This is a genomic window from Oceanobacillus jeddahensis (assembly GCF_000750635.1).
Lineage (GTDB): Bacteria > Bacillota > Bacilli > Bacillales > Amphibacillaceae > Oceanobacillus > Oceanobacillus jeddahense.
The window spans coordinates 161,669-175,547 of the sequence record NZ_CCDM010000004.1 but is presented as its reverse complement, the minus strand read 5'-3'; the positions used below and the strand labels follow the sequence as shown (position 1 = coordinate 175,547).

Genomic DNA, 13,879 nt, shown 5'->3' with positions numbered 1-13,879 from the left:
CTAGTAAAAAAATATAATCAAATAGAACTAAAAAATCACTTCAACAAATGAATGAACCATATTATAAAATTAAATACTCTATTTTAAAGGGAAGTTTTTAATTTAATGCAGATTTATCTGTTTACAAACATTATGAAGTTTCGTTTTATCGATTAATATTTTAATGCAGTATTACCAAAGAGGCTGGTCTTCCCCTAGCCTCTTTGAGTATTTTCTTTAATTATATTTTCCGGTCCAGTATACTCAGAAAGCGGACGGAATATCCGATTGTTTTCTGCCTGCTCTAGAACATGAGCACTCCATCCGGCTACCCTGCTTGCAGTAAATGTTGGTGTATACAGCATTTCCGGCAGATCTATAGCTTTGAAAACAGCTGCTGCATAAAACTCAACATTGGTATAAAGTCTTCGTCCAGGTTTATATTCTTCAAGCAGGCGAATAGCTGTATTTTCCACATGCCTTGCAAGGACAAACCAATCATCATCAGCCGATAAACTTGCAATGACATCGCTTAATGCCTCAGCCCGGGGATCATTCGTTTTATAAACACGGTGTCCGAATCCCATCAGTTTTTCATTTCTATTTAGTTTTTTTCTTAACCAATCTTCGGTATTTTCCATTGAACCTATCTCGTTTAACATTGACATGACACCGGTTGGTGCACCTCCATGCAATGGTCCTTTCATAGCACCAATTGCTCCGCAAACGGCAGAAAACAAATCAGATTCAGTAGATGCAATTACCCTAGACGTAAACGTTGCGGCATTCATACCATGTTCTGCCGTAAGTATAAAATAAGCATTTAAAACCTTGATATGTGCGTCTTTTGGTATTTTACCAGTAAGCATATACAAGTAATTGGACACATGATCTAATTGATGATCAGGTGCAATAAATTCTAAATGGTGTAAAGTTCTATAACGATAAGCAAGTATAGTTGGTATGATAGCTGTGATACGGGTTGCTTCTTCTAATGTTGGAGGCCATTCTGGATTCGCTTTCAAAGAAGATATGCTTGTTCTTAAAACTGCCATCATTTCCATGTCTTCTGGTAATTCATCCATAATACGGATGATGGACTCCGGTAAATTTCTTGCTTCATGAAGCTGCTTTTTCAATTTTTTTAATTCATTTTGTGCCGGCAGTTCCCCGTACCAGAGTAAATAGATCACTTCTTCAAACGTATACTTACGAGCTAATTCGTCCGCTTCGTATCCACGAAAAATCAAACGGCCATTTTCACCGTCTACAGAACTCAAATGGGTTTTTACTGCTGTAATACCTTCAAGACCAGGTCTAAAATTCATAATAATCCCTCCATTTTTACTATTTATGACTATTATAAATGAGATGTATAATAATGAATATTAGTTATTTATTAAATAAACGATTAAAAATCATAATCAATTAGGAGGAAGAGATGAATATAAATTGGTTACGGACTTTTATTATGGCTGCAGAAAATGAAAATTTTAGAAAAACGGCAGAAAAGCTATATATGGCACAGCCAACGGTAACGGCACATATTAAACAGCTTGAAAGAGATATTGGCACACAATTTTTTAGTCGGTCTGGACGTAATATCGTTCTTACGGAAGCTGGACGCCGATTTTTACCGCACGCCCGATTAATATTATCCAACTATGACCGTGGAACTCATGATTTACTAGCTTGGGAACAGGGGTATAAAAGAAAGTTAACCATCGCTATTTCTCCATTATTAGCTGCCTCTATTCTTCCATATATTATTAGACAATTTATGGAAAGACACATGGATGTGGAAGTGATCGTGCAAATAAAAGAATCCATGGAAATAAGCGAAATGATTGAAAAGGGTGAAGCAGATTTAGGGCTATTGCAGATGAAACCCGTACAAGGATCATTGCAAGTGGAGAAAATAAAAGAAGATGATGTGATTTGTGTATGCTCTCATGATGGTGGTGATTTAGAAAGCAGCCCGCCTATTGATATTCATGATCTATTTGAAAATCAGACATTGTTCACCTATAATCATCCCGAATACTGGGATGATCTATTAAATGCGATCCATGTAAAGTATCACAAGGTTCGTACTATGGTTGTTACACAGGTCCACATTACGAAAAAATTTATCGAGGAGGGGCTTGGTTTCTCTTTTCTTCCTAAAATCGCTTTGAATCGAGAACTAATGGAAGGAAGATTGCTGGAAGTAAGAACGCCCGGGTTAAAGCTTCCAAAGGCATCTACCTATATAGTTACTCGTGCGGATACAGAAGAAAACAGGTTGTTTCAAGATTTTCTTGGAGAATATTTCTCGTATTAATATATTTAGATTGGTAAGAGAGAAATATTTGAAAGAATGCTTTCTATTTAACTGGAAATCCCCTTTTAGGCAATATTTTTATTTTCTATAACAAAATTAAATTTATTCTCTATCGAGCTCAGAATAGAGTGTCCAACTAATCCAAATAAAGGCTTAAAAATCTTTAAAGAGTAATTATAAATAGTTGACTCAAACTTGATACCTTGACAAAAGAAAAAATATATTCTTATAATGGTACTATATTATGAACGTGGGTTTATATACTAAACTGATTCATTGGTTGAAGGGTCATATTTTAAACAAATAATATACAGTCCTTTGTCAATAGATAACGTAATTGGGGGGAGCTAATTGGAAAAATATCACGTACCAGCTTTGGAAAGAACAATTAAAATACTAAAATTAATTAGTGAGTCGAAAGAAAAATACACTGTAACAGAAATTTGTAAGAAACTTGATTTACCAAAAGCAACTGTTTTTGCAATTATGAGGACACTGGAATATCATAATATGGTTCAAAAAGATATAAATAGTTGTTTTCAAATTGGACCTAAAATGTTTCAGATTGGAATGACGTATGTATCAGATAGTAATATGATAGAGTTGGCAAAACCATATATGAAACGTTTAATGGGGGAATCGGGCTTTACTGTACATTTAGGTATACTTCATGAAAATCAGATTATGTATATAGCAAAAGAAGAACCGGATAGTTTTATAAAATTTTCCACATATCCAGGACTAAAGACGGAAATACATTTAACGGGATTAGGAAAAGCAATAGCAGCTTACTTGAGTGAATCGGAACTTGATCAAATAGTGAGATTTGAAAATTTGGAAAAAGCTACACCGAATACTATAACAGATGTGACGGCTTTCAAGGAATCCTTGAATGCTGTCCGTCAGAATGGTTATGCGATTGAAGATGAAGAAGGGGAGATTGGTGTCAGGTGCATTGCTGCTCCAATAATTAATGCACGTCATACTACTCCAACGGCTATTAGTGTAACCAGTCATACCTCCCATTTACCGAAAGATCAATTTTCAAAAATTGGAGAGTTAGTTCGTGAAACAGCACAAGATATAGCAAAAAGTATATAAATATATAACAGGTAATTTCATATACTTGTTTCTTTATCACGGAGAATCGCCCGTAAAACTCCCACTGAATGAAGTTTCGTTTTATGATTTGTATGTAATGAATGAAAAATTGTATTTGATATAAATGAGAATCCGAACTTATTGAAATTCTTTCAGTTATTTGAATTTCAATAGGTTCGGGTTTTTTTATGATTGATTATTTTTCCATATCTGAATAACAGAAATAAAACGTATTTTAAAGTTAAGAAAATAAAATTGGTACTATCTTTAATAATTTATTTTTTGTTGTTAGCAAATAAAACATAAAAATAATTATTGACAAAACTAGTATTTGCAGATTATACTTGTTCAACAAGAGGAACAGAGTTCAGTATTATGTATTTCAATTACTGATTCATTTAGAATATGCTTCATGTGTATTTATTTTGTGGCCAACTTTAAAATTTAAAGGAGATGATAATTTTCAATCATTTTAGATAGCGTTTTCATTGATTGGTGCAGTATATATTTTTTATATGTGCATAATTAAAAATAGGGAGGGTTTTTAGAAATGTTGAATACGAAAAGTAAAGAATTATATGAAGAGGCAATAAAATATACCCCTGGTGGCGTACACACTTCTATAAGAAATGTTGATCCTCATTTAATTTTCACTAAATCGGAAGGCGCTTACATTTATGATGCGGATGGAAACAAATATGTTGATTATCAATCCGCATTCGGACCATATATATTAGGTCATAATTATAAAGCAGTAAATGATCGAGTAATTGAAGCTCTTTCAACAACAGACTTATATGGAGTAGGTACCACTGATTTAGAGATTAAATGTGCAGATAAAATTACAAAAAATGTACCTTCAGCAGATCAGGTATTGTTTTGCAATTCGGGTTCAGAAGCTACTTATCATGCTATTAGACTTTCAAGAGCTATAACAAATCGAACTAAATTAATTAAATTTCAAGGGTGTTATCATGGATGGCATGATTATGTAGCAAGAAACATGTTAAGTACTCCTGATATGATAGGCAAACGTGATCCGGGCTCTGCTGGAATGATGGATGAAGCAATTGATAATACACTAATTTGTACATTCAATGATTTAGACGATGTTGCAGCAACTTTTCATAAAAACAAGAATGAAGTTGCAGCAATCATTGTAGAGCCAATTCCACATAATATAGGCTGTGTGTTGCCAGAAGAAGGATTCTTACAAGGGTTGCGTGATTTATGTGATGAAAATAATGCGGTATTGATTTTTGACGAGGTGATTACAGGATTTCGCCATGACTTAGGAGGTTTTCAAAAGGTTGCTGGTGTAACACCTGATTTGACAACAATGGGGAAAGCAATGGCGAACGGATTCCCGATGGCTGCAGTCGCCGGAAAGAAAGAATATATGGAGCGTTACAATACCAATCCTGGTGGAGACGTGTGGTTTGCTGGTACATACAATGGGCATGCCGTTGGTACTTCAGCAACGATTGCTACTATGGAAATTATGGAAACAGAACCGGTCCATAAACACATTTTTGAACTTGGAGATAGGATGAGAAATGGAATCCGCGAAATACATGAAAGACTAGGCATGAAAGCATATGTAGCTGGATTTGGATCTGTTTGGACAACATATTTTATGGATTTTGAACCCAAAAATTATACAGATTTAATGAAGAATGATGCTGAAATGTATGTCAGTTATCGAAAGAAACTGATTGAACGAGGCTTTTTCAAAATGCCGATGAATATTAAACGGAATCATATTAGTTATAGTCACACCAAAGAAGATATTGATAACACATTGCAAGCAATAGAGGATGTTTTAAAAGAGTTAATTTAGTATCTTTTTCATTCATTCAAAAATTTTAAAGTAGCTTCGTAGAGTGGGATCATTTAATATATGAATAATAACCATCCTCAAGTGCTAAAAAATGGATTTGAGGATGGCAGCAAACAACGACCATGAATAAAAAAGTTAAACAAAAGATGTTACATTAGCTCGTTTAATTTGTAAGTTTCATAAATTTATTTAGGAGAGATCTTATATGAATAAACTGAAGATTGGAATAGTTGGTACAACACGAGGAGCTGATTTTTATAAAGATTTTAACTTATTTAATAATGTAGAAGTGAAAGCCATTATGGATACGGATAAAGAAGCTCTGATGAAGTTTTCAGAAAAATATGGTGTGAACAAAACCTTTTCTAACTATGAGGAACTACTTAACGATGATATTGATGTCGTTGTGTTAACATCTCCCATTCATATGCACGCAAGTCAAGCAATTTTAGCTTTGAATAAGGATATCCATGTACTGTCAGAAGTAACCGCGGCAGTAACTTTGGAAGAATGTAAATTATTATTCGATGCAGTCAAACGTAGTAAGGCGAAATACATGATGGCGGAGAATTATTGTTATATACGAGAAAATGTTGCTATAAACAATATGGTTAAGAAAGGTTTATTTGGCGAGATTTATTATTCGGAGGGAGAGTATATACATAATGTGAAACATTTACAATACGATGAAAATGGTGATCCAACGTGGCGGAAAACAGACACCATGGGAAAACGTGGTTGTAATTATGGGACACATAGTCTTGGACCTATACTAAATTGGTTTAACGAAAGCGTTCAATATGTAAATTGTTTAGGTTCCGGATCACATACATCTCCAGATAATGAAATTGATGACACGACGATTATGTTATGCAGAACAGAAAGTGGTGCGCTGATAAAAATAAGATTAGATTTAACTTCTAATCGACCTCATAATATGCGGTATTATTCCTTACAAGGAACCAAGGGTTGTTATGAAGCACCAAGAATTCCTGGAGAGAAACATCGCGTATGGTTAAAAGATTATAATCCATCTAGTGAAGAATGGATGGATTTAGAAAAATTATATCCTGAATTTTTACCAGAAGATTATTTGAAAATGCCTGTTGAACCAAAAAACTCTAATCATTGGGGAGCAGACTATTATATGATTAAAGATTTTCTAGATTGTATTATGAATGACAAGCCTCTAAATATTGATATCTATAAGGCTTTACAACTTACATTGCCTGGAATTTTATCTGAGAAGTCGATAAATTCAGATGGAAAACAAGTCAAAATACCAGATATATATAAATGGTAAATATTTAAATATTGAAAAAAAGGAGGGTATTCATTTGCATAAAAGAGTGTTAGTTACCGGGGGAGCTAAGGGCATAGGGAAGGGAATTGTTCAAAAGTATCTAAAAAACAATTGTCATGTTGCTATATTAGATAACGATGAAGAGCACTTATCCATTTTAACTGCTGAATTTAGCGCTTATAAAAATCAAATTCTACCAATTGTCTGTGACTTGCAAGATGTTGAAGATATAGAAGAAAAAGTGGAGAAGGCATATGCCTATTGGGAAGGGATAGATATTTTAGTAAATAACGCTGGATCAGCAGTTAGAGAACCTGTTATTGAAATTCCGATAGAAAATTGGGACCAGATTATGCAAGTGAACCTTAGGGCAAATTTTATTCTCAGCCAATGGATAGCAAAGCGAATGATACAAGATCAAATTCATGGCTGTATTGTAAATATTTCATCTAAAAATGGCTTAGCTGGCAGTTCGTATTTAGCCCATTACAATGCTTCGAAAGGAGGAATTAATTTATTGACACAATCGTTAGCTGTAGAGTTGGCACAGTACAATATCAGAGTAAATGCGGTAGCACCCGGCTTTATTGATACACCATTGGATAAAAAATTAAAAAAAGAAGATGAGACATTGAACTTAACAGAGAAAACACCTATGAAAAGATTAGGAACAGTGGAAGAAGTGGCGGATGGAGTCTATTTTTTATCTTCTGACCAAGCAACTTATATTACAGGAACGGTATTAGTAATTGATGGTGGACATTTGGCAAATGGTAGTGAATTGTAAAACTATTTTAGTGTTATGAGGTGGGACGGGTGAATAATGCTTGGGAACTGGTCCAAGATGAAAAGGCGCATTTAGGAGAAAGCCCTTCCTGGGATAGTAAAAGGCAGGTACTCTATTGGATCGACAGTGTTAGAGGAAATCTCTATATATATGATCCTAAAAACAAGCAAAATCGAAAAATAGAAATAGGTGAGCATATTGGAAGTGTTGCTCCTAAGAATGAACAGGAAGTGATTATTGCCACAGAAAGCGGCATTTATTCATTCCATCTTGAAACGGCAGAAAAGACATTTATCGCTAACCCCAATAAGCATCCCGAAAATGTATTTAATGATGGAATATGTGATCCATTCGGACGTTTTTGGGTAGGAACTGTTAATCGAATAGACGCTGAAAAGTTTACAGGGGAATTATTTTGTCTCCAACTAGATCATTCCGTATCAACGAAGGTTCAATCTGTTGGATGTTCAAATGGTATAACCTGGTCTCCGGATTATCAAACCATGTATTATATTGATACGTTAGCATTTAAGATAGCAGCTTTCGATTATGACATAAATACAGGTGACATTAAAAATAAGAGAACCGTTGTGGTTATACCAGAGGAATTTAAATTGCCTGATGGCATGTCAGGTGACATGGAAGGGAATTTATGGGTTGCTCATTGGGATGCAGGTGTCATTTGTTGCTGGGATCCTAATAACGGAAATTTATTAGAAACGGTTAAACTACCGGTACCTCGTGTGACTTCTTGTGTCTTTGGCGGGAAGAAATGGAATGAATTATACATTACAAGTGCTCGTACAGGATTAACAGAAAAGGAGTTAGCATCTCACCCTTATTCTGGAGGATTATTCCGTATCAAAATGGATGTACAAGGGTTACCAACATTTTCATTTAACAATCGATAGGAGGTATCATCTTTGAGTAATGAAACCAGAAAAAGTGAGAAATATTTTGCTGATCAAACCCTGTGGGGATTTGTACATCGTTCTTTTACAAAATCAATGGGGTATACGGAAGATGATATAAAGAAGCCAATCATTGGTATATGCAATACGTTTAGTGAATTAAACAAGTGTCATTCGCATTTTAACGAACTCGTTGAACATGTAAAGAGAGGCGTCTGGCAAGCGGGTGGCACACCAATGGAATTTCCGACGATCTCTCTTGGGGAGCCATATATTAAACCAACATCTATGCTGTTACGAAATTTAATGGCCATGGATACAGAGGAAATGATGAAAGCTCATCCTATTGACGGAGTTGTTTTATTGGGAGGTTGTGATAAAACAGTCCCCGCTCAATTAATGGCCGCTGCTAGTGCGAATATACCATCCATCATCCTAACAGGAGGGCCGATGTTGAATGGCAGGCTGGGCGGAGAAAGCCTCGGTGCTTGTACAGATTGTTATCGTTTTACCTTAGAACATAAAGCAGGAAATTTGGATGATGCTCAGCTTGCAGAAGCGGAAAATGCTATTTGCCGGAGCGATGGCCATTGTATGGTAATGGGGACAGCTAGTACGATGGCATCGATTGCAGAAGGATTAGGTATGGCTTTACCAGGGTGTGCAGCAATACCTGCTGTCGATTCAAGAAGGCGTCATATGTCACAGATGACAGGGAACCGAATCGTTCAATTAGTAAAAGAAAACTTAAAGCCTAAAGATATTATGACAAGAGAAGCTATCGAAAATGCGATCACCGTAACGATGGCGAGTGGCGGCTCAACAAATAGTATTATTCATATGGTTGCTATTGCCCAACGTCTCGGTATGAGACTTCCGTTAGAGACGTTCGATGAGATAAGTAAAAAAACGCCATTTTTATTGAACTTGCGGCCATCTGGACAATATCAAATGGAAGAGTATTTTGAAGCTGGTGGTGTACCTTCTCTAATGAAAGAATTGGAACCTCTTTTACATGGAGAATGTATGACTGTTACAGGTGAAACGGTGAAAGAGAATTTGATGAATGTCCGTGTCTTGGATAGAAAAGTTATCTTTCCGTTAGCTGAGCCAATTGAACCAGACGGGGGCATTGCTGTTTTAAAAGGAAACCTGTCCCCTGGTGGTTCACTCATTAAGAAAACAGCTGTATCCAAAAAATACTTTCAACATAAAGGAAAAGCGGTGGTATTTGATTCTTTGGAAGATATGAAGAAGCGGATTGATGATCCAAATCTTGATGTCGATGAGAATAGTGTATTAGTTTTGAAAAATCTCGGACCAAAAGGTGCTCCAGGTATGCCGGAAGAAGGGCAAATACCTATCCCACAGAAACTATTAGAAAAAGGTGTGCGTGATATGGTGCGTATATCTGATGGAAGAATAAGTGGAACTTCTTATGGAACGCTGGTAGTTCATATATCTCCAGAATCTGCTGTCGGAGGACCGTTCGGATTAATTGAAAATGGAGATGAAATTAAATTGGATATCCATGATCGGCTCCTTCAATTACTTGTTGATGAAGAAGAATTAGAGAAGAGGAAGTCAAAATGGGTACAGCCAGAGCCATTTTATGATCGTGGCTATGGGCTGTTATTTGAAAATACAGTTTTGCAGGCGGAGTTAGGATGCGATTTTGATTTTTTACTCCCCAAGGAATTGAGGGATGAATTAAAAAGCAATATTTAAATAGAAGAAGTTTTACCATCAGCTAGGAAGAATCAGAATAAACGAGGAGGGGTTGCTTGTCATGATATTTGATAGTCACACCCATTTATTTGGACCAGGTCATGTAACTGGAGCGATGAGAGAAGCATGTCAAAGAGCTTGGGGAAAAGAACATGAATTAATTGCCTTACCAGAAGATCATCAAGAAAGTATAAAGGATGTAGATGGAGCGATCGTTTTAGCGTTTGATGCACCGGCAACAGGCACGAGGGTTCCGAACGAATATGTTTCTGAATATGTTTCCAAACATGCGGATAGATTATTTGGATTTGCGAGTGTAGATCCGAACAATGATTTAGCGCCTGGTATATTAGAAGATGCAGTAAAAAATTTACATTTAAGCGGATTAAAATTAGGGCCAATGTATCAAAATTTCTATCCGGATGACAAGAAACATTTTGCCTTATATGCAAAAGCGAATGAATTAGATATTCCAATACTATTTCATCAAGGGACATCGTTTGTTCCAGAAGGGTTTTTAGATGCATCAAGACCAGCCGCTTTAGATCCAATTGCAAGAGCATTTCCAGATTTAAAAATAATTATTGCTCACATGGGGCATCCTTGGGTTGGAGAATGTATTTCAGTAGTTCGTAAAAATCCAAATATGTATATGGATTTATCCGCTTTAGGGGGCAGACCATGGCAATACTACAATGCAATGGTATTAGCCATGGAATATGGTGTAACACATAAAATATTTTTGGGTTCAGATTTCCCGTTTTTTACAATAACACAAACAATAGATACATTGTGGAAAATTAACGATGTTGTAGAAGGAACCAAGGTGCCAAAGATTCCCGATCATATTATAGAGGATATTATACACCGGAATATACCTGAAATTTTAAGATTGCGTAAATGATAGTTGACATTATGAAATTATATAGAGAGGGGAATAATGATGAAATTTTTAACTATCCGGAAAGAAGAAAAAGAAGTTTTAGGGATTCAAACGGATAAAGGTATTATCGATTTCGATGAATTACTCCAAAATCATAGAAATACCACTATTCCAACGGATGTGATGGAACTTATCCATGGAGGAAAAGAAATGGTGAAAGAAATAACGAGTTATATAGAACAATTAGATACGGAATCTGTACGTTATTTGAAAGAGGCAGATATTAATTGGGGTCCAGCTATTACCTCACCAAGTAAAATTATTTGCGTTGGGTTGAACTATCGAAAACATGCAGACGAAACGGGTTCACCCTATCCCGAAACACCCATTCTGTTTAACAAATTTAATAATACATTAACGGGACATAAACAAGCTATTAAAATTCCTAAAACCACAAAAAAGCTAGATTACGAGGTAGAATTAGGAATTGTCATTGGAAAAACAGCAAAAAATGTTCCTATAAACGAAGCATTAGATCATGTATTTGGCTATGTTACAGGAAATGATTTATCCGCCCGAGATTTACAATTTGTTTCCAGTCAATGGTTGCTTGGCAAGAGCTGTGATGATTTCAGTCCGGTCGGTCCATATTTAGTAACTAGCGACGAAGTGGAAGATCCAAATAATTTGCAACTTAAAACAATTGTAAATGGAGAGGAAAAACAAAATTCAAATACTTCCGATATGATTTTTCATTGTGATGAAATTATTAGTTATATTTCTAAGTATATGACCTTAACTCCAGGCGATCTCATTTTAACAGGCACACCAGAGGGAGTGATTATGGGGGAACCAGAAGATAAACAAGTATTTTTAAAACCTGGAGATGAAGTAACTGTGGAAATAGAAAAACTAGGAAGCTTAACAAATAAATTTGTATATGAATGAATTTGAAAGCGCTTCAGTATTGTAGATTTCTAATGGATTTCAGTTTCATCTTAGTAAGGTAAGAGAGTGATGAGAATTCAAAAAGCTTCTTACGTGGAAAAGCAGGCAAGAAAGAAAGGGCATTTTTAAACTCTTTCGCTGCGTTCTAAAAAAATTATTTTGTTTAAAACTATTATTATAGGAGGCTTTCAATGTCATTCATAACAATTATATCGTTTTTGTTTTTTATGGGATTGGTTGCTTTGATTTCTTATTTCTATACGCGAGGTGAAAATCTTCATACTACGGAAGGTTATTATTTAGCAGGTAGAGGGCTTTCTGCATGGGTAATTGCTGGGTCACTATTGTTAACAAACCTTTCTACGGAACAACTTATTGGCTTAAGTGCAGAGGGATATCAGTTTAGCTTATCTTCCATGGCCTTTGAAGTAATAGCTGCCATTGCACTTATTATTGTAGCAATCTTTTTTCTACCTCGGTATTTAAAAGGGAATATTATAACGATTCCTGATTTTCTGGCTGATCGTTATGATGAGCAAACGAAACAAATCGTTACCATTCTTTTTTTACTTGGGTATATCACGAATTTAATGCCTCCAGTTCTATATACAGGTGCCATCGCATTTAATGGTATTTTTAATATTGACGAAATTCTGGGTGTCAGCAGATTAACCGCATTTTGGATCATTTCTATCACCGTTGGAGGAATTGGTGCCATTTACGCTATTTTTGGTGGACTAAAAGCTGTTGCTATCAGTGATACGGTAAATGCAGTTGGATTGTTCATTGGAGGCCTATTGATACCAATATTAGGGCTAGCTGTTTTGGGAGATGGTTCCGTATTGGAAGGGATAACCACCATTATTAATGATACACCTGATAAGTTAAATGCTATTGGTTCATCTGCAGAACCAGTCCCTTTTAGTACTTTATTTACCGGGTTGCTTTTAATCGGACTATTCTATTGGGGGACAAACCAACTTGTCATGCAACGTGCACTTGCAGCCAAAAGCTTAAAGGAAGGGCAAAAAGGGTTACTATTGGCTGCGGCATTTAAGTTATTCACGCCGATAATTATTATCTTGCCTGGAATTATTGCTTTTAATATATTCGGCCCTGAATTAATACCTGAAGATGCGTATCCTAGACTCGTTGAACATGTGTTACCGAGCCCGTTACTTGGATTTTTTGCAGCTGTTTTAGCCGGAGCAGTATTATCAACATTTAATTCAGCGCTCAATTCATCGGTGACCCTATTTATGTTAAATGTTTATAAGCCTTACATTAATCCAAATGCAACACAAGCGACTCTTGTACGAAAAGGAAAATATATTGGTACTGGTATTGCCCTTTTTGCAATTATTGTGGCACCATTGATTGCACTGGTTCCGGAAGGATTTTTTGTTTATTTACAAACGGTCAATGGGTTATACAATGTGCCAATCTTAACAATTATAATTGTAGGATATCTGACAAAACGTGTACCTACAATAGCTGCGAAAATATCTTTAGCAGTATTTATCTTCGCTTATGCTTTAACACAATTGGTTTGGGATTTTGGGTTACATTATATTCATATCCTAGGGATATTATTTGTTATTTGTGTAGCATTAATGTTGATTATTGGAAAAATCAGACCGAGAGAAACAGAATTTGTTCTTAAAGAGAATAATTCCGTTGATGTTACAAATTGGAAATATTTATATCCATTCTCTTTGGCGATCATCGCATCTATTCTTCTAATATATATCTTTTTCTCCAAACTGGGTATTGCTGGGTAGATTAAAAGTCAAGATAGTAGGTTATGAGAGAAAAAGTTACATTGTCCAAGCAACGATTCTTTATATTGTCCTCTCATACTATATAAGAGAAGAGATATGGAACCTATCTTCTCTTATATAGTATGAGAGGACAAATATACCATCCTTTTTTAACTCTATGTAATAAGAGGTAAAGATTCGTAATTTATATATTTATGTGTCCCAAAATCCACTTGTGTAATTAATTTTCCGTATAGGTAAGATCATAACTATTTTTATGGGAAAGACTTGGAAGATGGGGTCAACCTTAATAAGA

At 35.5% G+C, this 13,879-nt stretch carries 11 protein-coding genes; 10 read left to right on the top strand and 1 reads right to left on the bottom strand.

Annotation, left to right across the window (positions count from 1 at the left end):
• Positions 1-194: 194 nt before the first annotated feature.
• Positions 195-1,307, bottom strand: coding sequence for a citrate synthase/methylcitrate synthase (locus BN986_RS17480; RefSeq protein WP_040982544.1), 1,113 nt, complete (start codon positions 1,305-1,307; stop codon positions 195-197).
• A gap of 113 nt (positions 1,308-1,420) precedes the next feature.
• On the opposite strand from BN986_RS17480, the gene BN986_RS17475 reads away from it, so the two are divergent.
• The 10 genes from BN986_RS17475 to BN986_RS17430 all read left to right on the top strand — a co-directional run bounded on the left by BN986_RS17475 (position 1,421) and on the right by BN986_RS17430 (position 13,584).
• A complete protein-coding gene (locus BN986_RS17475) occupies positions 1,421-2,302 on the top strand; it encodes a LysR family transcriptional regulator (RefSeq protein ID WP_040982543.1) in 882 nt (293 codons plus the stop codon).
• Positions 2,303-2,653: 351 nt separating this feature from the next.
• Positions 2,654-3,403 carry an IclR family transcriptional regulator gene (locus tag BN986_RS17470; RefSeq protein WP_040982542.1) on the top strand — a complete coding sequence of 250 codons (750 nt, stop codon included), beginning with the start codon at positions 2,654-2,656 and terminating at the stop codon, positions 3,401-3,403.
• Between the two features lie 550 nt (positions 3,404-3,953).
• Complete coding sequence (locus BN986_RS17465; protein WP_040982541.1) at positions 3,954-5,243, top strand: aspartate aminotransferase family protein; 1,290 nt, start codon at positions 3,954-3,956, stop codon at positions 5,241-5,243.
• A gap of 205 nt (positions 5,244-5,448) precedes the next feature.
• Entirely contained in the window at positions 5,449-6,546 is a 1,098-nt protein-coding gene (locus BN986_RS17460) for a Gfo/Idh/MocA family protein (RefSeq protein ID WP_040982540.1), read from the top strand.
• Between the two features lie 34 nt (positions 6,547-6,580).
• Positions 6,581-7,333, top strand: coding sequence for an SDR family NAD(P)-dependent oxidoreductase (locus BN986_RS17455; protein ID WP_052400868.1), 753 nt, complete (start codon positions 6,581-6,583; stop codon positions 7,331-7,333).
• 29 nt (positions 7,334-7,362) lie between these two features.
• On the top strand, positions 7,363-8,244 hold the full coding sequence (locus BN986_RS17450; protein ID WP_040982539.1) for an SMP-30/gluconolactonase/LRE family protein: 882 nt from the start codon (positions 7,363-7,365) through the stop codon (positions 8,242-8,244).
• Between the two features lie 12 nt (positions 8,245-8,256).
• On the top strand, positions 8,257-9,972 hold the full coding sequence (locus tag BN986_RS17445) for an IlvD/Edd family dehydratase (RefSeq protein WP_040982538.1): 1,716 nt from the start codon (positions 8,257-8,259) through the stop codon (positions 9,970-9,972).
• A gap of 61 nt (positions 9,973-10,033) precedes the next feature.
• On the top strand, positions 10,034-10,876 hold the full coding sequence (locus BN986_RS17440; RefSeq protein ID WP_040982537.1) for an amidohydrolase family protein: 843 nt from the start codon (positions 10,034-10,036) through the stop codon (positions 10,874-10,876).
• Positions 10,877-10,915: 39 nt separating this feature from the next.
• Positions 10,916-11,803 carry a fumarylacetoacetate hydrolase family protein gene (locus BN986_RS17435; protein WP_040982536.1) on the top strand — a complete coding sequence of 296 codons (888 nt, stop codon included), beginning with the start codon at positions 10,916-10,918 and terminating at the stop codon, positions 11,801-11,803.
• A gap of 191 nt (positions 11,804-11,994) precedes the next feature.
• Entirely contained in the window at positions 11,995-13,584 is a 1,590-nt protein-coding gene (locus BN986_RS17430; RefSeq protein ID WP_040982535.1) for a solute:sodium symporter family transporter, read from the top strand.
• Positions 13,585-13,879: the final 295 nt, after the last annotated feature.